The sequence below is a fragment of the Corynebacterium aquatimens genome (assembly GCF_030408395.1).
Taxonomy (GTDB): domain Bacteria; phylum Actinomycetota; class Actinomycetes; order Mycobacteriales; family Mycobacteriaceae; genus Corynebacterium; species Corynebacterium aquatimens.
Genome location: NZ_CP046980.1, coordinates 1,286,899 through 1,310,257, shown reverse-complemented (window position 1 = coordinate 1,310,257; position 23,359 = coordinate 1,286,899). Strand labels below are relative to the sequence as shown.

Genomic DNA, 23,359 nt, shown 5'->3' with positions numbered 1-23,359 from the left:
CCTTAATTTCGCCACGTCGTCGGTAAGAATTGCGCGCATGAGCGTCTTTTCACCATCTTCCGACACCGAAGGCCGTACCGGCGTGCGCGGGGGCAACCTTCGTGACTGCACTCCGCAGGGCAAGGGCAGGGGCCTACGCAAGCTCGGCGCGGGGGACATCGCCGTTGTTGACTCGCCGGATATGAGCCGCCGCGAGGCGCAGTTCTTGGCCGACGCCCGTCCGGCCGCGGTGATTAACTTCGCGCAGTTCTCCACGGGCAAGATGCCTAATTACGGTCCTCTGCTGCTAATGGACGCGGACATCCCGCTGTTTGAAAACGCCAGCACGGAGCTGCGCGGCGCGTTCCGCGATGGCAAGAAGGGTGCGGTGCACCCCAGCGGCGACATTTACGTGGGCAAGAAGCTCGTAGCCGAAGCAGCGCCGGTGGAGCGTGATGTTGCGGATGATGCGTACGACGTTGCGCAGCGTAACCTCGTGGAGAACATGGAGGCGTTCTTCGGCAACACCACCGAGTTCATTCACGCTGAATCGCCATTGCTTGTCGACGGCGTGGGCGTGCCCGACCTCGGCGACATGATGGACGGCCGCAAGGTCTTAGTGGTCAGCCCCGCGGTGGACACGCGCGAGAAAATTGGCAACCTGCGCCACTTTATCCGCGAGTTCCAGCCCGTGATCATTGGTGTTGGCGCTGCTGCGGACACGCTGTTGGACCTGGGCTACTCCTGCGATCTCATCGTGGGTGACCCGGCGGAGATCTCCGCCGACAACCTCCGCGGCGATGCGAAGGTGATCTTGCCCGCTGACCCTGACGGGCACGCGGCTGGTCTGGAGCGCATCCAAGACCTAGGCGTTGGCGCGCGAACTTTCCCGGCCGCAACAGATTCTGCGACTGACCTGGCGATCTTGCTCGCCGTGTTCCACAACTCCGAAATCATCGTCACCGTTGGCGATGAGCTGGATCTAGACAGCATCTTCGCGCTGGAAGAGTCCGCAACCCCGGCCGCGGCACTCACTCGCCTCAAGGGCGGTTACCGCATCGTGGACGCTGCGGTCATTGAGTCCCTGTACCGCCCGTCCAACGCGGGTGGATTCGCATGGGCATGGGCAATCCTGGGCATTTTGGTGGCGCTCGCGACCGTCATCCTAGTCGTGGGGCTGACCGGTAACGGCAGCTTCAACGATAACCTCATTGACACCTGGAATAACTTCGCCCTCCACGTGCAGGGCTGGTTCAACCCGTCCCGATAGCCGGCACCCGGTTAGAAAGTAGGCGCATCAATGTCTAAACGCTCTTCCGGCAAAGCGGGATGGATGATTTCTGGCCTCGCGTGGGGTACCGCCATTGGCTTGGCTGCAGGCACGCTCGTGATCGCTCCAGCGATGGCACCGATCACCAACTTGGGCTATGACAACGTCGGTGGCGGCGCCTCGTCGTCGAAAAGCGATGGCGGCGAAGCGGAGGCGAACAAGTCCGCGGATTCCGCGAATGAGCTGCTCTCCCAGGTCTCCACTGAGCTGGTTGCAGGCACGCTGATCGACAAAGGCTTTCTCATCATCAGTACCCCGGACGCTGATCCGAAAGACGTGGACACGATCCGCTGGCTCGCGGAACAGGCTGGCGGTATCAACGCCGGAACCATCGCGCTCACGGATAAATTCATGGACTCTAAAGCAACGGATGAACTCCAAGCTGTTGTCGCGGCGTCCCTTCCGGCGGGCGCGCAGTTGGCGAAGGAGTACCAAGCACCCGGTTTCCACGCCGGTGAGGCAGTGGGCGCTGCGGTCATGATTGATCCGATGTCGCGTGAGCCGATCGCCACTGAGGAAGATCGCGCCCTGACGTTGGGCACTCTGCGCGACAAAGGGTTCTTAACGTTCGAAGATGGCACGATCAAACCCGCGCACGGGGTCATCGTGGTCACGGGCGGCAAGGAGCAAGGAGGCAACCGCGCAGATGGTGACTTTGGCGCGGTGATCACTTCTGACTTCGCGTGGGGCGTCCAGGACGCGGGTGGTTCTGCGGTGCTGGCAGGTCGACTCCCAGCGGCGGAACCAAAGGGTGCGCTCGGTCTGATCCGCGGCAACGACATTGCTAAGAAAGACGTTTCCACCGTTGATTCCACGGACACGGAAACGGGCCGCATCTCCACAGTCTTAGCGCTCGCAGAACAGATCCGGGGCGGCGTCGGCGCCTATGGTTCGGCCTCCACGGCCGTTGCGCCCGCACCGAAAAAGCCCTAAGCGACACAGCTAGGCTTGTGGCATGAGCGAAACGCCCCGCCACAGATTTGAGACGCTCGATTCGCAGTTGCTTATCGACGCACCGATTCTCGCTGTCCGACGCGACACCGTCACGATGCCAGGCGGCGGTACCGCCAAGCGCGAAATCGTCGAACACTTCGGCGCTGTCGCCGTCGTGGCCGTGAACGCGGACAATGAGATCGCCATGGTGGAGCAATACCGCCATACCGTAGGGCGCCGTTTGTGGGAATTGCCCGCCGGCCTGCTTGATATAGATGGTGAATCTGAACTCATCGCTGCCCAGCGTGAGCTGGTGGAAGAAGCAGGCGTTACCGCATCGAACTGGCACGTCCTAGTTGATCTGATCACCTCACCAGGTTTCGCGGAAGAAGCGGTTCGGGTGTTTTATGCCACTGACCTTACGATCGTCGATAAGCCAGAAGGCGAAGAAGAGGAAGCGGACATGGAACTGGCGTGGGTGTCGCTTGATCAGGCGCGCGCGATGACTCTGCGCGGTGAGATCATCAATTCGATCGCGATCTCTGGCATCCTCGCGGCGTGTGAGGTCGTGGATAAGCGCGCGGAGCCTCGTCCCGTGACCGACCCCTTTGATCTTCGTCCCACGGCGATGGCTAGCCGACGCCGTGCGGAAGGCTTTACCCCGGACATGAAGAAGCGGACGACGTGACACCCCGGGTGGTGGCGCAACTGTGGCTTGAGCACCTCGCCGTGGAACGGGGCGCGTCCCAGCACACGCTGAGCAACTACCGGCGTGACGCGAACCGCTACGTGGAATGGCTCGAATCTTGCGGCAAAGACGACCTTGCCGCGGTGACGACGACGGATGTGGAAGACTACGTCGCTGATTTACGGCGGGGATCGAAAACCAGATCACCGCTCGCAGCGTCCTCGGCTGGGCGCGCACTCGTGGTCGCCCGGGGTCTGCACAAGTTCGCTGCCGTCGAAGGCCTCGTGCCCGCCGACGTCGCAGCCAGCGTGTCGCCACCGAGCGCGGGGGAGAAGCTTCCCGACACCTTGAGTATCAACGAGGTCGCGGCACTGATTGAGTCGTGCAGCGAGGACACTCCAACCGGGATCCGGGACAAGGCTCTGTTGGAAACTCTCTACGCCACCGGCACACGCGTCTCTGAGGCGCTAGCGCTCAGCGTTGATGACGTCAGCGAGCTCGTCGCCGCTGGCAGTAGCGATGACGTGGGCGGCAGTGACGGCCAAGCTGGTCTTGACGCGGCGTTCCTGCGCGTGACGGGAAAAGGCGATAAGCAGCGCATCGTGCCCTTGGGCGGTGCCGCGCGCGGCGCGCTCGCCGAGTATCTTGTCCGCGGGCGCCCATGCTTATCGACGGGGGCGTCTCACGCACTGTTCTTAAACACCCGCGGCAAGGCACTATCGCGCCAAAGCGCGTGGGCGATCATCCAAGACGCGGCGAAACGCGCGGGGATAGATAAGAAAATCTCCCCGCACACGCTGCGGCATTCTTTTGCCACGCACTTGCTCGAAGGCGGTGCGGACGTGCGTACGGTCCAGGAGCTCCTTGGCCATTCGTCGGTGACCACCACTCAGATCTACACGCACGTGAGTCCGGAGAATCTCCGCGACGTGTGGGCTACAAGTCACCCCCGCGCAAAGGCCACAGTTACGAATTACAAGAGTGTAAGATAACGTGTGAGCTGGAAAGGATAGGTGGTGGCGCGATGGCCGGGACGACGGAAACGGGTGCAGGCGCAACGCAGGAGTCGTTGCTGCCGGAACCTACTGTTGGCCTTACAGGGCGCCCGGTGCGTGAACTCCCGCAGCCGAAGCCGCTGGACCGGCATGGCCCTGCCGTGATCATCTCCATGGTGAATCAGAAGGGCGGGGTGGGGAAGACCACGTCCTCGATCAACCTGGGTGCGTGCCTTGCGGAAGTGGGCCGCAAAGTGCTCCTCGTGGACCTTGATCCGCAAGGAGCGTTGTCTGCCGGTCTTGGTGTCACCCACGACGAAGACCAGGTGACGGTCTATGACTTGATGCTGGATAACACGGCGTCTATCCACTCAGCGATCAAGCACACGAATGTCTCAGGCTTAGACCTCGTGCCGGCCAACATTGACCTCTCCGCCGCTGAGATCCAGTTGGTCAATGAGGTGGGTCGGGAGCAGACTCTGGGCCGCGCGCTGCGGCCGGTGCGTGGCGAGTATGACGTGATCATTATTGATTGCCAACCCTCGCTTGGTCTGCTGACCGTCAATGCCCTCGCGTGCTCCCAAGGCGTGATCATCCCTATGGAGTGCGAATACTTTTCGCTGCGCGGCCTGGCCCTACTGACGGACACCGTGGAGAAGGTGCGTGACCGCATTAACTTTGACCTGGAAATCGTCGGCATCTTGGTGACCATGTTTGACCGGCGCACCACCCACGCGCGCGAGGTCATGGATCGCGTGGTTGAGGTCTTTGGGGACCGAGTCTTTGACACCGTGATCACCCGCACGGTCCGTTTCCCCGAGACCTCTGTTGCCGGGGAGCCGATTATTACGTGGGCACCGAATTCCCAGGGCGCAGAGCAGTACCGCAACCTGGCCTTGGAAGTTTTGGAGAGGACCGGCCGGTGACGCTGGCCGACGGGGTCGGGTATCAACCGGAGATCACCGGTTTCACGCTGGCGCTGGGTAACTTCGAGGGCCCCTACGATCTTCTGCTGAACCTGATCAGCGCCCGCAAGCTGGACGTCACTGAAGTCGCACTGGCTGAGGTCACCGATGAGTTCATCTCCTACGTGCGCATGCTGGGGGATCACGCGGATTTGGATGAAGTGACTGACTTTTTGGTTACCGCCGCCACCTTGCTGAGCCTGAAAGCACGCCGATTGCTTCCCAATCAGGAAGATGAGGATGCTGAGGACCTGGAGTTGCTGTCATCGCGCGACTTACTGTTCGCGCGTTTGTTGCAGTACCGCGCGTACCAAGAAGTAGCCCGTCAGTTTGCCCAGTGGCAGCTCAGCGCCCAGCGACGCTACCCGCGTGCCGTCGCGATGGAGGAGCGTTACGGTGAGCTTCTTCCACCCGTCAGTCTTGGGCACACCGCTGACTCGTTCGCGCAGCTCGCGGCAAGTGTCTTCCGGCCGACTCCTCCGGAGGAAGTCCGCGTGGACCACCTGCACGCCCAGGCTGTGTCTGTTCCGGAACAAGCTGGCAGAGTTCTTGATCAGCTCAAACTAGCTGGCGCCCACAGCTGGCTGAGCTTTAGCACGGTGACGAAAGACTGCGCGCGGTCGATGGAAATCGTCGGGAGGTTCCTGGCCATCTTGGAGCTCTACAAAGCCCAAGCCGTCGATGCGCGCCAAGAGGAATCGCTTGGTCCACTGGACTTGTCGTGGACGGGCAAAGACGTAGACCCCGCGGTGGTGGCCGCAGCGAACTGGAGCTAGCTGTCCATGGATGCTGATTACTCCACGCAGATGGTGAGCCAACTGCGCTCGCAGTTAGAGTCCGTGCTGTTAATTTTGGACACTCCAGCGACGACGGAAGATCTTGCCGGCGCGCTAGGTGCGTCGCCAGCAGACGTGCGCAGTGAACTTTTAGCGTGGAAGAACGAGTGTGACTCCCGCGGTTCCGGCATCGATGTGCGTGAAACCGCCGAGGGCTGGCGTCTTTACACCCGGCCCGCCAATGCACACGCCGTGGAGGCTTTTCTTCTCGACGGATCGTCGACGAAGCTTTCCCGTGCTGCGCTAGAAACCCTCGCGGTGGTGGCATACCGCCAGCCGGTGACGCGTGCCCAAGTCGCCGCGGTGCGCGGCGTCAATGTGGACGGGGTGATGCGCACCTTGAACCTCCGCGGCCTGATTGCGGAAGCGGAACCTGATCCCTCGACTGGTGCCCACCGATACGTGACAACAGAGTTGTTTTTGGAACAGCTTGGAATAGATTCCCTCGAACGCCTTCCGGAGCTTGCACCGCTGCTTCCGGAAGTCGATTCCATCGAGGATGCTTGGTAGCATCGGGGACCATGACTCCTCCCGCTCGCCGAGAAGGCACACCGGATAGGGGCGCTGATAAGCAAGCGCGCCCCACGAAGAAAACACCGGATGAGAAGCTGCGGCTTTCCAACGCAAAGCCGGCCAAGAAGCAACACGTTTCCCTGTCCCAACGCCAGCGCGCTGCCCAGGCTGGCAATAGTGATGGTGCCTCACAGGCCACACTGCCAGCCGATCACCCCTTGGCCGATAACTGGTGGGATGCCCCAACCGGTGGCCAACCCGCAAAGAAGGGCCTATCCAAATCCCCGAACGCCGACGTGCGTTTGCAAAAAGCCCTCGCCCAAGCAGGCGTGGCCTCCCGTCGTCACGCGGAATTGATGATTGATGAGGGCCGCGTCGAGGTCAACGGCACGATCGTGCGCGAACAGGGTGTGCGCGTGGATCCAAACGTGGACATCATCCGCGTTGACGGCGTGCGCGTGAACGTGAATGAAGATTTGCAGTACTTCGTTTTGAACAAGCCGCGCGGAATGCACACCACCATGGAAGATGAGCTCGGTCGCCCCTGCGTAGGCGACATCGTGGCCGATCGTGTCACGGCCGGTCAACGCTTGTTCCACGTTGGACGCCTTGACGCGGATACTGAAGGTCTTCTGATTCTGACCAACGATGGCGAGTTGGCTAACCGTCTCATGCACCCCAAGTACGAGGTCCCGAAGACGTATCTGGCCACCGTGAAGGGCGAAGCAAAACCAGGTCTGGTCAAGCAGCTGCGCGCGGGTATTGAGTTGGAAGACGGGATGGCAAAAGCCGATTACGTCAACATTGTGGACACCCACCAGGGTGAGTCGCTGATCTTGGTCGAACTCCACGAAGGCCGCAAGCACATCGTGCGCCGCATGTTGAAGGCGGCGGGCTTCCCGGTCCAGCGTTTGGTGCGCACAAAGATCCACACCGTGCGTTTGGGCGAGCAAAAGCCCGGCACATTGCGCGCGCTGAATGATTCGGAACTGACCTCCCTGTACAAGGTGGTGGAAATGTGATGGGCACCCCTATTTCGAACATGCCGAATGACGGCCTGATCCTTGCCGTCGATGGTCCTTCCGGCACCGGCAAGTCCACCACGTGCCGCGCGCTAGCAAAGAAGCTCGACGCGAAGTATGTGGATACCGGCGCGATGTATCGCGTAGCCACGCTTGCAGTCCTGCGCGCCGGCGTTGATCCTAACGACACCGCCGCCGTGATAGCCGCGACCCGCGAGCTTCCACTTGAGGTATCCGATGACCCGGATTCAAAGTCCGTGATTCTGGATGGGGAAGACGTCTCTGCGGAAATCCGCGGCCGCGAGGTCACACAGAATGTTTCTGCTGTTTCTGCGATCCCAGAGGTCCGCGAAAATCTCGTGGCCCTGCAGCGCAGCCTCGCGTCCGACGCGCACCGCGCGATCGTTGAGGGTCGTGACATTGGCACCGTCGTGCTGATTGACGCCCCAGCGAAGGCATTCCTCACCGCATCCCCTGAAGTCCGCGCCCAGCGCCGCTTCGACCAGGACGTCGCCGCCGGCCGCGACGCGGACTATGAGACCGTTCTAGCGGACGTCGTGCGCCGCGATGAACTCGATTCATCCCGCGCGACAAGCCCCCTGCGCCCCGCTGAGGATGCCGAAATCATCGATACCTCCGACATGGCCAAAGACCAGGTCCTCGAGGCCTTGATTCAACTGATCGAAAGGAGCGCACGATGAGCACGCGTGACTTCGACGAAGAGAGCAATGGTGTATCAGGCTTCGACGAAACCAAGTTCGTCGAAGCAGATTTCGGCGATGATGAATTTGATGAATCGGACTTCGACGAAGCGGATTTCGACGAGACTGAGTTCGTCGAAGCGGACTTTGAAGAAGCCGACTTCGACGACAACATCCTGCTGGAGGAACTGACTGAAGAGGAATGGGAGAGCATTGAGCGCTCCTATGGCTTTGCTGGTGAGCACCACGTTGAAGAGATTCTGCCAACGGTAGCTATTGTGGGCCGCCCGAATGTGGGTAAATCCACGCTGGTCAACCGATTCATTGGTCGCCGTGAAGCCGTGGTTGAAGATCACCCGGGTGTGACGCGGGATCGCGTTAGTTACATCACGGACTGGAACGGTCAGCGCTTCTGGGTTCAAGACACCGGTGGGTGGGATCCGGACGCGAAGGGTATTCACGCATCGATCGCGCACCAGTCGGAAGCGGCGATGCATGATGCGGACGTCATCGTCATGGTCGTGGATTCGCACGTGGGCGTCACGGATTCGGATGCTTTCATGGCGCGCAACCTCCAGCGCGCGGACGTTCCGGTTCTGCTGGTAGCCAATAAGTTTGAGTCCGAATCCCAGTGGGGCGACGTTGCGGAGTTCTACAGTCTGGGACTCGGTGATCCGTGGCCGGTGTCGGCCCTTCATGGCCGCGGGGGCGCGGATGTCCTCGATGAGATTGTGAAATCGTTCCCGGAGGAACCGAAGGCTGCTAGCTCCGTGACGGAGGGCCCGCGCCGCGTGGCGCTCGTCGGTAAGCCAAATGTGGGCAAATCCAGTTTGCTCAACAAGCTTTCTAACTCCAACCGTGCTGTGGTGGACAACGTGGCTGGTACCACGGTTGACCCCGTGGATGAGCTCATTCAGCTGGACCAGAAACTGTGGAAGTTCATCGACACCGCTGGCTTGCGCAAGAAAGTGAAGAACGCGCAAGGCCACGAGTACTACGCCTCGCTGCGCACGCGTGGAACGATTGACGCAGCGGAGGTGTGCGTCGTGCTAATCGACGCCTCGCAGGAGATCACGGAGCAGGACCAACGCGTGATTTCCATGGTGACTGACGCGGGCAAGGCGATTGTCATCGCCTTCAACAAGTGGGACCTCATGGATGAGGACCGCCGGTACTACTTTGACCGTGAGTTTGAGCAGTACATCGAGCCGCTGAACTGGGTGTCCACGATCAACATTTCTGCGGAGACCGGACGCGGGATCCACAAGCTGGAGCAGGAAATGATCCAGGCGCTAGAGAACTGGGATCGCCGCATTTCTACTGGACAGCTAAACAACTGGCTGCGCGACGCGATCGCCGCGAACCCGCCGCCGATGAAGAACAATCGTTTGCCCAAGCTGTTGTTCGCCACGATGGCAACGACGCGCCCGCCGACCATCGTGCTGTTCACTACTGGATTCTTAGACGGTGGCTACCGCCGTTATCTCGAGCGCAAGTTCCGTGAGCAATTCGGCTACCACGGCACCCCCGTGCGCATCGCGGTCCGCGTGCGTGAGCGCAACCCGCGCCGCAGGAAGTAGGGGCTAAAAGCGATGGGCAGCGATCAGCACGGAGGCGTGCATCGGCACTGTGAGGTCGACGGGCTACGCCGGCGCTATTACGTCCAGGTGCCGGCACACACGGCGACGGACGCAGCGTTGCCGCTTCCGCTGATTGTCGCCTTTCACGGTTCGGGTGACCATGGTGAAAGCTTTATCAATCTGGTCACGCAGCTCTACCGCGCCGACGCAGTGGTGGTGGCACCGGATGGGTACCGGAACGTCTGGGCGCCGGCCGGTTACGCCCACACAACCATTGAGCAGGACTCAGCATTCATCCGCGCGATGGTGCGCCAGGCATGCGAGTCGTACCCGGTTGACCTGAAGCGGATCTACCTCGTCGGTTTTTCCAACGGGGGTGGAATAGCGATATACAGCGCGTTTCACATCTTCGGGGCAGGGGAGATTCCCCCAGCTGCCGGTTTGTTCACCGTTGGTGGTTCCGCCCGGCGCGTCGCGCTTGCGGGGCCATTGAACTACCCGGTCCCGTACACCAACATCCATGGCGTGACTGACTCTGTCGTTCCGTACGGCGGGGGCGAGTATGTTCCGGGCGACATGGTTGTTGCTGTGGATGAAGTCGTTGACATTTTCCGCCAGCGCAATGGCAATGATGCTCCCGTGGACCACATGCAGGTGCCTGGTCTTGGCCATTATTGGCCGTTGGGCGGGCAGGGCGAGGCATGTGATGCCACGAGCGTGCTGCTTGACTTCTTCGGCATTGATCAGCGTTGTAGGTAGGCCACCCCACCACACCCTTTACATGCAGCACGCACTGCGGTCGCGCACGTAGCAAAACGCATCCGTGCGGTAGGGCAGCGGAACAAGGTCGCCGGGATCGAAGCCGAGGCGCTCAAAGAGGTACCACGACAAGTTCGCCTCCACTTTGGCGCGTGTCGCCTCGTTGGCACGGAGCCAGTATGAGCGTGAGCGGGCCAGCCGAAACAAATCATCGGTGGTGACCATCTGTACCCACTTGATGCGGCGTTCTTCGTGGAGAACCCACGGTGGATCAATGGTGGGGTAGAAGCCTTCGCGGTGGACGTCGCCGGAATGGCTGATGCGGGTGAGACGTAGCACCCAGGGGTGGGTGACATCCAAAGTGTTCCACACCAGCACCAAGCGGCCGTCGGAGCGGATAATGCGGTCGGCTTCGGTCAATGCCTTTTTCTGGTCCAGCCAATGCCATGTCTGGGCGCACGTGACGCAGTCAACGGAGGCATTGAGCATCGCGGTATTTTCCGCCGTTGCGCGCCACACGCTTATCGACGGCAGGTTAGCCCTAAGCGTCGCCACCATGTCTGCGGACGGGTCGAGTGCGTACACGGTCCTTTGAGCATCCTGGTCGGTGGTTAACAACTGAGTGAACTTTCCGGTGCCTGCGCCGATGTCCACGACCGTGGACCGGGGCGGAATCAACTCACTTAGCTCGGCCGGATAGCTTGGGCGCACGATGTCATAATTGTCGGCACCCTGCGTAAAGGCGCTCCCAGTTGCGGCGCGTGCGGCGTGGTCTTTGAACGTGGGATCCGATTTGCCGCTTGGTTTCATAGTGGATCAATGTAGTAGCTCCTGCGATGCTCGCTTGGTAGCCCAGCCAAGTTTCGGACTACTATGACGGGAGTGCCCGTACGGAAAATGCTTACGTCCTGCCTTGCTGCAGCAACCCTTTCTTTGGGCACGCTTACTGCCTGCGTGAGCGAGGAGCAGATGCTTGAAGAGCAACTGCAGACCTTCAATTCCCGCGATGAAGATATCCCGCCTGAGCCCCAGTACCAGGGCGAAGCGCGCACGGAGATTAGAACCATCAAGGCCGGTGGCCTTGAGCGGGGCTACCGCGTGTCCATCCCACCGGAGATTGAGAAACGCAGTGGGATTCCGCTTATCTTCGCGTTCCACGGGTTCGAAGGCAGCGCCAAGACCATGGAACAGTTCACGGACTTCGATGCTGCTGAAGCCGTAGTCGTGTACGCCGATGGCGTGAACAAGGCCTGGGCTCCTGCACCGTACGCGGAAACGACGGGGGAGCAAGACTTAGCTTTTTATGACCAAGTACGGGAAAAGATGATCGCGGAGTTCCCGGTCCACCCGCATAAGGTATTCGTTACCGGCTTGTCCAATGGCGGCGGTTTCGCCGCGTTTATCGGCTGCAATCGCGCCCATCAGATCGCCGGCGTGGCAACTGTCTCAGCTGCCTTCTACGAAGGCGTGTTTGATGACTGCACACCAATCCCGGTCAAGCATATTGACTTCCACGGCACGGATGATTCCGTTATGAAATACGGTGGCGGCGAGCGCCACGGCCGTCGATACATGGCCATGGAGGATGTGCTGAAGTATGCCGCGAAGCGCAACCATTGCAACCCGCAGCCCATCATCAGCCAATCCACGCGCGCCGGTGTGGAACAGAACTGGGTGCACTGCGACGCGCAGCTGCGCCACTTCAGACTCGACGGCGGCCGGCACGTCTGGCCAGGCGGTGCGCAGGAAATCGTGTTCGACGGCGCTGATGGTTTCGCCTCACGCCAGATTCTGAACTTCTTCGGCGTGAAATACCGCGCGCCCCTGGCCACCGACCTGCAATAAGGCCGTGGCCGCTCCACAGCGTTCGCAGTACAACGCGGTAGTCAAAGTGGGCGCCGATACGGCTGGCCATTTGGCCAATCGGGCCGAGCCCAAGCACGGCCAAGGTTCCGCCGTCCGGCACATAGGCATACTGCACGCCCTGCCAGGCGGTAGGCAGAACGTCGGAAAGAAAGAGGATGGCTGCATCAAGGTCGTCCTCAAGCCGTAGCGGGCCGGAAGGGGTGATTCGCGAAATTTGTATCCAACTTTCGATAGGCCACGCATCGTTGCAGGTCACAGCACTGCGTGATTTCGGTGCCATGACAGCAAATCAAAATTTCGCGAATCGGTCGTGGGCCGCGGCTACTCAACCGGCACGGATTCCCTGGACACGGTTACGCGGTCCTCGTGCAACCCGAAACCTTCGGAGAATGCGCATTGTCATTTCCTTACATCCTCACTCCGCGCGAGCCGAGGGTTTCGGTCGCGCTCCGGGCGCGACTGGGCGGCTTACCGGAGCTCGCCTAACCCGGAAGGAGCGATTCACCCGCCCGCCCGCGATGGGGCGATTCGCGAAATTTGTATCCAACTTTCGATAGGCCCCGCAACGTCGCAGGTCACAGCACTGCGTGATTTCGGTGCCATGACAGCAAATCAAAGTTTCGCGAATCGGTCGTGGGCGGCGGCCCTCGACACGCGGTCCTCGTGCAACCCGAAACCTTCGGAGAAAATTGTCGGGCTGACAGGATTTGAACCTGCGACCCCCACACCCCCAGTGTGGTGCGCTGCCAAACTGCGCCACAGCCCGTAGCTACGTAGAGATCCGTCACGTCAAAAGCGTCACGGCGTCCTCGCGGTAACTTGATAGAGATTACATCATGCGACCTGGTTCGCAGTAATCGGCAGGTCACGCGTACAGTCGGTAGAACCTATTTCTGGAGGAAGGATCGGGCCCCCATGGGCAAATTCGACTGGTTTTGGAAGGCGATGGGCTCAACTGCTGAGCGCAACAACAAAAAGTCTAAGGGCATCGTTGCGCAGGTAGAGGGCGTCGCGCAGAAGTACGCTTCGCTTGACGACGCCGCCTTGGCGGCGGCAGTGAGGGACGTCGTGCGCGACGGGAAGATCGTTGATAAGCCAGCGTTTCTTGCGATCTTGTTGGAAGCATCCTCCCGCACGATCGGGATGCGTCCGTTCAACGTGCAGAACCAGGGCGTGCTGCGCTTGCTCGAGGGCGACGTGATCCACATGGCCACCGGTGAGGGTAAGACGCTCGTGGGTGCGATGGCGGCGACGGGATTCGCGCTCACCGGTAAGCGGGTCCATGTGATCACGGTGAACAACTACCTTGCAGACCGTGACGCGGAATGGATGCGCCCCCTGGTGGAATTCTTCGGGTTGAGCGTGGCGTCGGTGACAGAATCAACGCCGCGGGAGAAGCGGCGGGAAAACTACCTCTCCGACATCGTGTACGCGCCGGTGACGGAAATCGGGTTTGACCACTTGAGGGACAATCAAATCACCCACCGCGACCAAACCGTGCAAACGGATGCGGATGTCGCCCTAGTGGATGAGGCTGACAGCGTGCTGGTGGATGAGGCGTTAGTACCGCTGGTGCTAGCGGGGTCCCAGCCCGGTAAACAAGCGACGGGGGAGATCACTGCCGCGGTGTCGAGGTTGGTGGAAGGCAAGGACTACACGATCGACGCTGACCGCAGGAACGCGTTCTTAACGGATGAGGGCGCGGCCAAAGTGGAGAAGGCGCTGGGCATCGATTCCCTCTATTCGGACGAGAACATCGGAACGATTCTGGTTCGCGTCAACCTTGCGCTGCACGCGAAAGCGTTGCTCACGCGCGACGTTCACTACATCGTGCGCGACGGCAAGATTGACCTCGTTGATGCTTCGAAGGGACGCGTGGCGGATCTTCAGCGCTGGCCCGATGGCCTCCAAGCAGCGGTCGAAGCGAAAGAGGGACTGGATGTTTCCGACGGCGGTCGCATCCTGGACTCGATTACTTTGCAGGCGCTCATGCGCCGTTACCCGCTGGTGTGCGGCATGACGGGCACGGCAGTGGAAGCAACCGACCAGCTGCGCCAGTTCTACGATCTGCACGTCTCTGTGATCGACCGTGACAAGCCACTGAAGCGGTTCGATGAAGCCGATCGGATTTACGCCACCGTGGAGGAGAAATTCGCCGCGATCGTCGATGAGATTGAGTTTGTACACAAATCCGGTCAGCCGGTTCTGGTGGGTACCCACGACGTTGCGGAATCAGAAGCGCTCGCGGCGGCGTTGGAATCTCGCGACATTAAGGTCAGCGTTCTCAACGCGAAGAATGACGCGGAGGAAGCCCGCATCGTCGCAGAAGCCGGTGACATCGGGCGGGTGACTGTATCGACCCAGATGGCGGGACGCGGCACGGACATCCGCCTCGGCGGAGCCGACGAATCAGACTACGAGGCCGTCGCCGAACTCGGCGGGCTAGCCGTGATCGGAACGTCGCGGTACCGCACGTCCCGTTTGGACAACCAGCTGCGGGGCCGCGCCGGCCGCCAGGGTGATCCGGGCCTGAGCCTGTTCTTCGTCTCGCTTGAAGACGACATTGTTACCACCGGTGGGGCAGATGTGTCAGTGACAGCGCGTCCGGATGAAACTGGCCGCATTGACTCCAAACGCGTCCAGGACTTCGTTGAACACTGCCAGCGCGTCACCGAAGGCCAATTGCTGGAAATCCATGCGCAGACGTGGAAGTACAACCAGTTGCTGGCAGATCACCGTGAGATTGTCGATAAGCGACGTGCTCAGCTGTTAGATACGGACCAGGCGTGGAAAGAGCTCGAACAACGTGCGCCCGAACGTGCGGCGGCGCTTATCGACGACCAGATCGACCGCGACACACTGGACCAAGCCGCGCGGGAGATCATGCTGTTCCACCTGGATGATGAGTGGAGCGAACACTTGGCGCACATGGATGACGTGCGCGAATCCATTCACTTGCGGGCAATTGCAAGGGAAACGCCGATCGTGGAGTTCCACCGCATTGCCGTGCGTGAGTTCAAGGATTTGGCCAACCGGGCAGTTGACCGAGCCGTGGAGACGTTCTTGGATGTCAAGATTGACCACGACGGTGCGCACCTGGAGGACGCCGGATGGAAGCGCCCGAGCGCCACGTGGACGTACATGGTTTCCGATAATCCGCTGGCGGGCCAGGGCAATTCCGTGATTTCTGGCATCGCGAGCATCTTCCGATGACCACTACGCCCCAAAGCGTCGGGTGAAGTCGGTATGATGTTTAATGATTCGACGCGTATGAAACTTTGAAGCTGAACCTTTGGAGCCTTTCGGGCGCTGATCGACGTTTAATGAAGAGCCATCTAGTAATGAGCCAGGAGAAATAATGAGCGAGAACACCGGCACGCCGGAGGCACAGGTAGAAACCACATCGGTTTTCCGCGCGGATCTTCTGAAGGAGATGGAATCGACCGCCACCGCACACGACAAGGTAGGTGGCATTGAAGGCCTGCCAGACGGCGCAGCCCTGCTGGTGGTCAAGCGTGGCCCGAACGCTGGGGCCCGCTTCCTGCTGGACCAGGACACCACCACCGCTGGCCGCCACCCGGAGGCAGACATCTTCCTCGACGACGTGACCGTTTCCCGCCGTCACGCCGAGTTCCGTCGCAACGCTGGCGAGTTCGAGGTCGTGGACGTCGGTTCGCTCAACGGCACCTACGTTAACCGCGAGCCGCGTAACTCCCAGGTGCTCTCCACCGGCGATGAGATTCAGATTGGTAAGTTCCGTCTGGTCTTCATTGCTGAGGACAACTAAGCCCCCTTTTAGATTCTAGAATCCAACAACACACGTGAGCGCTATCCGAAAAACTGCGGCCCAGCCCGCCGCACGCACAAGCAACAAGACCATGTCCATTGGCGTGGTCATTGAACGTTTGCGCGATGAGTTTCCGGACGTCACGGTGTCAAAACTGCGGTTCTTGGAATCCGAGGGGTTGATCACGCCCCAGCGAACACAGTCTGGGTACCGCCGCTTTACCGATGAGGACATTGAGCGCCTCCGCTTCATCCTGATTACCCAGCGGGACAATTACCTTCCGTTGAAGGTCATCCGCGAGCAGCTCGAAGCAATGGATGCGGGGGAGCCATCTGCTTTGTCTGGCGGGATTTCCGCTCCGGGCCTTGCCGCGATTGAGGAGATTGCGGCACCGGAGGTGTCGCCGGCTACAGCGGGCGGTCGGGTCACTGACACTGAGCTCGCGGAGCTAGCCCACGTTGAGCAGGCTTTCATCTCTGAGTTGATGGGCATTGGCTTGATCACGCCTGATGCGTCCGGTCTTTTCCGTGCTGAGGACTCCCAGATTGTTACCTCGGCCGTTGCTCTAAAGAAGCAGGGTATTGATGCCCGCCACCTGAAATCGCTGCGGCAAGCGGCGGTCCGGCAAGCAGGGCTGGTTGCCCAAGTTGCTGGCCCCGTGGCGGCCTCCGGTAAGACTGGGTCCCGCAAGAACGCTGCGGACGTGGCGCAGGAAATGACGACCCATCTGGCGAACATTCACCTTGGCGTTCTCATGGGTGAACTTCGCCGCACCCTCGGGTAGAGGGGACTTCATTCATGACCTCTGTACCGGTGACGCTGTGTGGCGTCTATCCCGTGGGCCCGGAGAACTTTCTGTGCGCCCTGCTTCATGCTGAAGAACATGGCCGCTTCATCCCGTTGTGGCTGCCGCCGTTTGAAGGTGCCAAACTAGCGGCCCGGCTAAACGAGTGGGAACCGAGGCGGCCTGATACTTTCGAGGTTCTCTTCGATGCGCTTGATCAATTGGGTGGGGGACTCGCGCGCGTAGAGATCACCGGTTATCACGAGGGTGTCTTCATGTGCGAGCTTGCAACGGAGACCGGCACCGAGCTTGATTGTCGACCGTGCGATGCTCTCGCGATGGCCAAACTCTTCGACCTTGAGATCGAAGTCGATGAGGCCGTTCTCAATCAAGCGTCACTTCGCCTCACGCCAGAGGATGCACAGGAGTTCTTCGGCATCTCACTCTCCACCGCGGACAACGGTGAAGGTTCATACTCCGCCAGCGGTGACGCCCAGGCCGACGCCGACTTCCAGGAACTGATGCGCACGCTCGGCGTCGAAGAAGGGGACATCAACCTCGATCCCGCAGATACCAGCCCCACTGATCGAGATGAATCTGAGTCTGGTGAGACTGATGTTACTCACGATGACAATGGTGAAAAAGAACTTTAAACTTAAAGTTGAACTTTAGAGTTCGGCGTGTTGCGGCCAGAAGTCTTGACCTGAGCTTTAGCATGGCCTTTAATAAGCAGTGGGTGTACTAAACTTCATGGGAGTAATTACGTGAGGAACTTTAACGAAGCCGCAGGTAGCGGCGAGATCGAATTGCCGGTTCAGGAGAGCTTGTTTGATCTCGGGCCGTCGGACGAGGTCGGTTACCGCGTTCCCATTGCATGCCAAGTCGCCGGAATCACGTACCGCCAGCTGGATTACTGGGCGCGCACGAACCTGGTTCGCCCGTCGATCCGCAGTGCCACCGGCTCAGGTTCTCAGCGCTTGTACTCCTTCAAGGATGTCTTGGTCCTCAAGATTGTTAAGCGCTTGCTGGACACCGGTATCTCCCTTCAGAACATCCGCCTTGCCGTAGACAAACTGCGTGACCGCGGCATCAATGAAATCTCCGAAATCACCCTGGTGTCTGACGGTACGACCGTCTACGAGTGCCGCAGCAGCGAAGAAATCATCGACCTGCTCGGCGGCGGCCAGGGCGTGTTCGGTATCGCAGTCCCGCAGATCGTGAAGGAACTTACCGGCACCATTTCCTCGTTCCCGTCCGAGCGCGTCACCGCGGACGAGGACGAGAACGTTGTTGCACTCGACGAGCTTGCAGAACGCCGCCGTCGCCGCTCCTCCTAGTTCGTACCCCACAAGCCGCAAGGCTTGCCCACCCCGTTGGTCTCGTGCCCGACGGGGTTATTTGTTTTTGAGGTCTATTTGTTTTTGAAGGTGCCCAGTTGCTCGGACCAGGTGAGGTTCGGGCCGCCGGTGTTGTCCGCGGCGTCGTAGAGGGCTTGGTCGGGGACTGCGCCGGGGACGGGATCGCCGACGCGGAAGACGTCGATTACTGCGCTAGCGGCGCGGGCGGTTTTGAGGGCGTCGAGGAGGGTGGCGTCATCGATTGCTTGTGTGTCCGCGGAACCGGAGGTGAGCACGATGATGCGTACGGGTGTTCCGACTCCCACCGCGTATTGGGTCGCCGCGAGAACTGCTTCACGGGTTTGCGGGGCGCCGGCGGTGTTGAAAGCAGAGACAGTGGCGGCTACTTGGCTCGCGTCAGGGGTGAGCGCGACGTTGTTGCGCCAGCCTTGGGTTACGCCGGGGTTCAGTGGCGAAGAGAAGTTCCATAGTCCCACCTGGTGGCCGGATTCGGTGATCTTGGTGGCGGCATCGCTTACCAGCCCCGCCAGGGCGTTGTAGTTGGCCGCGACGCCGTCGGAGGTGTCGACGACGAAAAGCGTGTCCATGGTCTGCGCTTGGGCATCGTGTGTGCTTCGGTCATCGTTCATGCCGTCCTCGCCGCCGGTGATGTTTTCACCGCCGGCGGGGCGTGCGGCGGCCCAGACCAGATCGGGGATTACCGGCTGGGAATCGGCCTTCCCGTCGAAGCGATCAGCACTAAAGCGCGCGAAGTCCTGGGCGGCGCGGCTTTGGTCTTCGCTGATGTTCTCGGTCGCATTGAGCGGGTAGATCGAGTAGATCACGGACACGCCATCGAGTGGGTTGAAGGTGAATCCCTCAGGGGAGGCCATTTCAGACGTCGCAATGAACTGTGTTGCTACCGGCTGGGCTTCCGCGAGCCCAGGGATTCGTTGATCAGTCAAGGCCTTTACGGCGGCTCGCTCGTTTTGCGCGAGCTGGGACGCAATGACTGCGGAGGCTTCCGGTTCATCGTTGACAGGGAACACCACGCTGGACAGTTCAACGTCCCGGGGGTTTGCGCGTTCAGCGCCGGCGAGCCCGACCTGGGCGCTCAAGGCGGGTTGGAGCTCGCCCACGGTGGTGGAACGCCCAGCAGCTTCGACTTCTTGGTGGCCTACAGCCACGTCGGGGCCCACGAAGGCAGCAGCTTCGGCTAGCGTGTCCACCACAACCGGTTGGACGCAGTAATCGCGGACGACCGGATTAGACTTCGCGTAGTCGTCGATAAGCGTGCGTGCCACCTTGTGATCCGCTGCTGCGACAGGCAAAGCTAGGTCGCCGGAGACGCAGTTGTCCTTAGCCTGTGGATTGGCGTCGCCGCCGAAAACCCCCGACTTGGCCGCGGCGATAAGCGCCATGATCAGAACTAACGCGGCGATCAGGGCGATCAGACCCTTCGAGAGGGAGTAGTTCTGCTTCTGCGATGAATGGCGTCCCATGCTTAGCCTCCTAGTGCTCTTCGTGTGTCCAGTCGGACACCGTGCCAACGTACTCTTCGATGATGTCTTCTAAAGCGAGGACTCCTACGAGCTCACCGTCTTCACGGACCTGAGCCATGTGCGCTGAGCGGCGGTGCATGGACGTCAGTGCGTCGTCCAGACTGCCCTTGCCGTCGACGATACTGAGACGGCGAATCCGATGGAAGGGGATCAGTGGATCCGCGGCTGAACCGGGCACCTCACCCTCGCTGTGGAGCAGGTCGAGGACATCTTTGACGTGGATGTAGCCGAGGAGGCCTCCGGCGCTGCCTTCTACCGGGAAGCGGGAGAAACCAGTCTCGCGCACTGCGTTTTCCAATACGGAAAGCGGAATTCCCTTCGCTGCGTACGGGAGGGTCACCAACTCGTCGAGCGGGATCATGACCTCCTTCAAGCTGCGCGATTCCGAGCCCAGGGCGTTAGCCAGGCGTACGGTTTCCTCAGCGTCAAGCAGGCCCTCTTGGTTGGATTCACGGATCATGTCGCGCAGCTGATCCTGGTCCACGGTGGAATCAAGTTCATCGCGCTGCTCAATGCCGAAGAGCTTCAGAGTCCAGCGCGCGATTTCATTGATGCCGCGGATGACTGGGCGGGTGAGTTTGACCCAGACATCCATCATGGGAGTGAGCCACACGGCCATGGTTTCTGGCCCAGCGATGGCTATGTTCTTTGGCACCATCTCCCCGAAAATGATGTGCAAAACGGTGATGATCAGCAGAGCAAGAACGAATGAAAGGGGATGGAGTAGCTGTTCCGGCACTCCTATGCTGGTGAATGGGCCCTCAAGAAAGTGCGCGATGGCGGGTTCTGCAACCTTGCCCAAAATCAACGACGCGATGGTGATGCCGAACTGCGAGCCGGCGAGGTAGAGCGAAAGGCTTTCAATGGCTGCTAGCGGCCGCTGGGCACCCTTTTTGCCCTGCGCAATAAGGGATTCAAGCCGGTCTTTGCGCGAGGACACGAGAGCGAACTCAGCAGCAACGAAGAACGCGTTTGCGGCAAGCAAACCGATGATGAGTATCGCGGCAATCCAGATGTTCACTGTTGGCTCACTCTCGCTTGAAACCGTGCCGCATCGTCGTCGCTGACCGGCGTGAGGATCGCCCGGTCAAGACGGCGGTCATCCATCACAGACACACGAGCAACCCAGCGCCCAGTGCCCCCGGATTCGAAATCCCCTTGGAAATCGTTCGTCGCCTGGGGGAGAAGGACCTTGTCACCGACCTTGGGGATCGCGCCGAGCGTGGCCATTATCAGCCCAGCCAAGGTTTCGTAGGGCCCTTCCGGCGGAATGTAGCCGGTGCGTTCCGTCAGCTCGTCCAAACGCACGAGCCCGGAGACTTCCCAGGATGTGCCGAACCGTTGGAAGTCGCGTTCATTCTCCCGGTCATCGTATTCGTCATAGACCTCACCGAGGATTTCTTCGACGACGTCTTCGATAGAGACCAGACCTTGCGTTCCGCCGTACTCGTCGGCGACCAGCACCACCTGCGCGCCCGCTGAGCGCACTTGGTTGAGCACGGCGTCACCGTCAAGCGTTCCCGGCACGACCTTGACCGGTTTGGCCAGTCGCTCCAAGGTCGTCGTTGCCCGCTGATCCCTGTCGATAGAGAACGCGTCTTTAATGTGGACCAAGCCAATGGTGTCATCCAGGTCGCCGCGGCGCACGGGGAAGCGGGAGTGCCCGGTTTCCATCGCCAGGGCAATGAGGTCTTCGACGGTGTCCGTGGCATCCAGCGAGTTGATCTTCGAACGCGGCGTCATGACCTCCTCGGCGGTGGTCTCACCGAACTGGAGGGAGCGGTCAATCATTCGCGCCGTTTGCTCGTCCAACCCGCCGGCTTCCGCGGAGCTGCGGACCATAGCGCCGAGCTCTGAACCCGACCGCGCGGACGCGAGCTCATCAGCCGGCTCGATTCCGAGTTTGCGGACGAACCAGTTCGCCGACCGGTTCATCGAATTAATGAACCATTTGAACACCGTGTTGAACGCATTCACCGGCGGCACAACGAAGCGTGCTGTGCCCAGCGGGTCCGTGATCGCGATGTTTTTGGGAACGAGCTCGCCGAACACCATCGACAAGGTCGTAGCCACGATGAGAGCAAGCACCAACGCCGTGGCTTTTGACGCGGATTCATTCAGCCCGACCAGTTCAAGCGCCGGGCCAAAGAACTGAGCCAGCACCGGCTCAGCCAGAAAACCCGTGGCCAGCGTGGTGATCGTAATGCCTAGCTGTGCCCCAGACAGCACAAAAGAAAGGTTCGAATGGTCGCGTTGCACCGCGAGAGCTGTCTTATCGCCCTTATCGCGTGCGTGCGCCTCGACCGTCGAGCGCTCCAACCCAGTCATTGCGAACTCAATTGCAACGAAGAGACCGGTCGAAGCGGTGAGCAAAATGAATCCGACTAAAGACAGAATCGAGATCACGATGTCCATTTAGGCCCTCCCACCTGGTGCGCCGCGGCGGCCTTTAGTTGCGGGGGCATTCGCTTTACGACGAGGCGTAGCAGGGCCCTTAGCGCGCGCCCCGGCCGGCTGGGTGCCGGGTGGGGGGAGGGGCTTTCCGCTTGGTTCGCGTGCGCCAGTGATCCGCACGAGCTCGTCCGAGGACGCGTTGACTTTGACCTTCGTCGCCCTCACGCCCGCTTTGGATAACAGCGCATCGACTTCGCGACGTTGGTCGTCCATGACCAAGGTCACCACCGTGCCTGACGTTCCTGCACGGGCAGTGCGCCCGGCGCGGTGCAGGTAGGCCTTGTGTTCCGCCGGTGGATCGATGTGGACAACCAGCGAGACGCCGCCGATATCGATTCCCCGCGCAGCGATGTCCGTGGCGACAAGCACCGGGACGGATCCGTCCGTGAACCCCTCGATGGCGCGGGTACGCGCACCCTGGCTTTTATCGCCGTGAAGACCCAGCGCGTTAATGCCCACGCGGCGGAGCTTGCGTACCTGCCGGTCCACGCCGTGCTTCGTACGCATGAACATGATCGTCGTGCCCTCACGCGCGGCGATCCGCAGGACTATTTCATTTCGTTTGTCCCTATCGCTCACGAGCAGCTGGTAGTGCTCCATGGTCTCTACCGCCGCCTTCACCGGCGCGGTGGAATGGGTGACAGGATCGCGCAGATATTCGCGCACAAGCTTATCGACGTCCCCGTCCAACGTTGCAGAGAACAGCAACCGCTGCCCGTCGTTAGGCGTGCGATCAAGCAGCGTGCGAACTTGCGGTAAGAATCCCATGTCCGCCATCTGGTCAGCTTCATCGATCGCGGTAATCCGCACGTCGTCAAGCGAAAGCTTTCTTTGATCAATGAGATCCTTCGCGCGCCCAGGCGTAGCGACGAGCACGTCGACGGGTGCAGCGAGCGCGCGGATCTGAGTGTTGATGTTGACCCCGCCGACGACACTGATCACGCGCATTCCCAACGCTGCGGCGGGGTCACTCAGACGATCGGAGATCTGTGCCGCTAGCTCACGCGTGGGGGCTAAAACCAGACCGCGCGGACGACCAGGTTTAGAAAAGCCCTTCTTCAGCAGCGCGAGCATTGGCAAGCCGAAGGCAAAGGTCTTCCCCGATCCAGTGGGGCCGCGTCCGAGGACGTCGCGGCCCGCCAGAACATCGGGGATCGTCGCTTCTTGGATAGGGAAGGGCTCGGCGATCCCCTGGGAAGTCACCGACTTCACAAGGTCATGGGGTAGGCCGAGGTCGGCGAACGTGGTACTCAGGAATGTCTCCTAGT

Annotated in this window: 22 protein-coding genes, 1 tRNA gene and 1 pseudogene; 17 read left to right on the top strand and 7 right to left on the bottom strand. The window is 60.6% G+C overall.

Features of this window, described 5'->3' with window-relative positions; all coding sequences use genetic code 11:
• Positions 1-37: 37 nt before the first annotated feature.
• From steA to CAQUA_RS05930, 11 genes are read left to right on the top strand one after another with little or no spacing between them, the layout of a single operon-like run.
• Positions 38-1,249, top strand: coding sequence for a putative cytokinetic ring protein SteA (gene steA, locus CAQUA_RS05980; protein ID WP_196824079.1), 1,212 nt, complete (start codon positions 38-40; stop codon positions 1,247-1,249).
• Between the two features lie 30 nt (positions 1,250-1,279).
• Positions 1,280-2,242: a copper transporter gene (locus CAQUA_RS05975; RefSeq protein WP_196824080.1), complete on the top strand. Its 963-nt coding sequence runs from the start codon at positions 1,280-1,282 to the stop codon at positions 2,240-2,242.
• 22 nt (positions 2,243-2,264) lie between these two features.
• Positions 2,265-2,930: an NUDIX domain-containing protein gene (locus tag CAQUA_RS05970; protein WP_196824081.1), complete on the top strand. Its 666-nt coding sequence runs from the start codon at positions 2,265-2,267 to the stop codon at positions 2,928-2,930.
• A complete protein-coding gene (xerD, locus tag CAQUA_RS05965) occupies positions 2,927-3,922 on the top strand; it encodes a site-specific tyrosine recombinase XerD (protein ID WP_196824082.1) in 996 nt (331 codons plus the stop codon). The genes CAQUA_RS05970 and xerD overlap by 4 nt, the downstream gene beginning before the upstream one ends.
• 32 nt (positions 3,923-3,954) lie before the next feature.
• Positions 3,955-4,851, top strand: coding sequence for a ParA family protein (locus CAQUA_RS05960; RefSeq protein WP_269208571.1), 897 nt, complete (start codon positions 3,955-3,957; stop codon positions 4,849-4,851).
• Positions 4,848-5,666: a segregation and condensation protein A gene (locus tag CAQUA_RS05955; protein ID WP_290177948.1), complete on the top strand. Its 819-nt coding sequence runs from the start codon at positions 4,848-4,850 to the stop codon at positions 5,664-5,666. Before CAQUA_RS05960 ends, CAQUA_RS05955 begins: the two co-directional genes overlap by 4 nt.
• A gap of 6 nt (positions 5,667-5,672) precedes the next feature.
• Complete coding sequence (gene scpB / locus CAQUA_RS05950) at positions 5,673-6,236, top strand: SMC-Scp complex subunit ScpB (protein WP_231375384.1); 564 nt, start codon at positions 5,673-5,675, stop codon at positions 6,234-6,236.
• 11 nt (positions 6,237-6,247) lie between these two features.
• Positions 6,248-7,261: a pseudouridine synthase gene (locus CAQUA_RS05945; RefSeq protein ID WP_196824083.1), complete on the top strand. Its 1,014-nt coding sequence runs from the start codon at positions 6,248-6,250 to the stop codon at positions 7,259-7,261.
• The gene (gene cmk / locus CAQUA_RS05940; RefSeq protein WP_196824084.1) at positions 7,261-7,962 is read left to right on the top strand and encodes a (d)CMP kinase; all 702 of its coding nucleotides are present in this window, start codon (positions 7,261-7,263) and stop codon (positions 7,960-7,962) included. The genes CAQUA_RS05945 and cmk overlap by 1 nt, the downstream gene beginning before the upstream one ends.
• Entirely contained in the window at positions 7,959-9,542 is a 1,584-nt protein-coding gene (der, locus tag CAQUA_RS05935; RefSeq protein WP_196824085.1) for a ribosome biogenesis GTPase Der, read from the top strand. The genes cmk and der overlap by 4 nt, the downstream gene beginning before the upstream one ends.
• Before the next feature lie 12 nt (positions 9,543-9,554).
• The gene (locus CAQUA_RS05930; RefSeq protein WP_231375385.1) at positions 9,555-10,301 is read left to right on the top strand and encodes a CE1 family esterase; all 747 of its coding nucleotides are present in this window, start codon (positions 9,555-9,557) and stop codon (positions 10,299-10,301) included.
• 18 nt (positions 10,302-10,319) lie between these two features.
• Here CAQUA_RS05930 and CAQUA_RS05925 read toward each other — a convergent pair whose 3' ends face one another.
• Positions 10,320-11,111 carry a class I SAM-dependent methyltransferase gene (locus CAQUA_RS05925; RefSeq protein ID WP_196824087.1) on the bottom strand — a complete coding sequence of 264 codons (792 nt, stop codon included), beginning with the start codon at positions 11,109-11,111 and terminating at the stop codon, positions 10,320-10,322.
• Between the two features lie 72 nt (positions 11,112-11,183).
• Between CAQUA_RS05925 and CAQUA_RS05920 the strand changes: the two genes are divergently transcribed.
• Positions 11,184-12,146, top strand: coding sequence for a CE1 family esterase (locus CAQUA_RS05920; RefSeq protein ID WP_196824088.1), 963 nt, complete (start codon positions 11,184-11,186; stop codon positions 12,144-12,146).
• Positions 12,147-12,174: 28 nt separating this feature from the next.
• Here the strand turns inward: CAQUA_RS05920 and CAQUA_RS05915 are convergent.
• Together CAQUA_RS05915 and CAQUA_RS05910 are read right to left on the bottom strand one after the other, a co-directional pair.
• Positions 12,175-12,318, bottom strand: a pseudogene (locus CAQUA_RS05915) (glutathione-dependent formaldehyde dehydrogenase); the annotation flags it as partial.
• 541 nt (positions 12,319-12,859) lie between these two features.
• Positions 12,860-12,933: transfer RNA gene (locus CAQUA_RS05910), tRNA-Pro, on the bottom strand.
• A 149-nt stretch (positions 12,934-13,082) separates the two neighbouring features.
• Here CAQUA_RS05910 and secA2 point away from each other — a divergent pair.
• The 5 genes from secA2 (at position 13,083) to CAQUA_RS05885 (ending at position 18,075) form a co-directional block, all read left to right on the top strand.
• Positions 13,083-15,380, top strand: coding sequence for an accessory Sec system translocase SecA2 (gene secA2, locus CAQUA_RS05905; protein ID WP_196824090.1), 2,298 nt, complete (start codon positions 13,083-13,085; stop codon positions 15,378-15,380).
• 145 nt (positions 15,381-15,525) lie between these two features.
• Positions 15,526-15,954 (top strand): oxoglutarate dehydrogenase inhibitor Odhl, encoded by a 429-nt coding sequence (gene odhI, locus CAQUA_RS05900; protein WP_196824091.1) that lies wholly within the window; start codon positions 15,526-15,528, stop codon positions 15,952-15,954.
• A gap of 34 nt (positions 15,955-15,988) precedes the next feature.
• Positions 15,989-16,738, top strand: a complete 750-nt coding sequence (gene ftsR / locus CAQUA_RS05895; RefSeq protein WP_290177938.1) for a transcriptional regulator FtsR — start codon at positions 15,989-15,991, stop codon at positions 16,736-16,738.
• Positions 16,739-16,752: 14 nt separating this feature from the next.
• Entirely contained in the window at positions 16,753-17,391 is a 639-nt protein-coding gene (locus CAQUA_RS05890) for a bifunctional nuclease family protein (RefSeq protein WP_196824092.1), read from the top strand.
• Between the two features lie 111 nt (positions 17,392-17,502).
• Positions 17,503-18,075 carry a MerR family transcriptional regulator gene (locus CAQUA_RS05885; RefSeq protein ID WP_290177936.1) on the top strand — a complete coding sequence of 191 codons (573 nt, stop codon included), beginning with the start codon at positions 17,503-17,505 and terminating at the stop codon, positions 18,073-18,075.
• A 74-nt stretch (positions 18,076-18,149) separates the two neighbouring features.
• Here CAQUA_RS05885 and CAQUA_RS05880 read toward each other — a convergent pair whose 3' ends face one another.
• Genes CAQUA_RS05880 through CAQUA_RS05865 form a run of 4 tightly spaced genes read right to left on the bottom strand, consistent with a single transcriptional unit; the run spans position 18,150 to position 23,345 of the window.
• Complete coding sequence (locus CAQUA_RS05880; RefSeq protein WP_196824093.1) at positions 18,150-19,577, bottom strand: vWA domain-containing protein; 1,428 nt, start codon at positions 19,575-19,577, stop codon at positions 18,150-18,152.
• 10 nt (positions 19,578-19,587) lie between these two features.
• A complete protein-coding gene (locus CAQUA_RS05875; protein WP_196824094.1) occupies positions 19,588-20,658 on the bottom strand; it encodes a hemolysin family protein in 1,071 nt (356 codons plus the stop codon).
• On the bottom strand, positions 20,655-22,052 hold the full coding sequence (locus CAQUA_RS05870) for a hemolysin family protein (protein WP_196824095.1): 1,398 nt from the start codon (positions 22,050-22,052) through the stop codon (positions 20,655-20,657). Before CAQUA_RS05870 ends, CAQUA_RS05875 begins: the two co-directional genes overlap by 4 nt.
• Positions 22,053-23,345, bottom strand: a complete 1,293-nt coding sequence (locus CAQUA_RS05865) for a DEAD/DEAH box helicase (protein ID WP_196825563.1) — start codon at positions 23,343-23,345, stop codon at positions 22,053-22,055.
• Positions 23,346-23,359 lie beyond the last annotated feature (14 nt).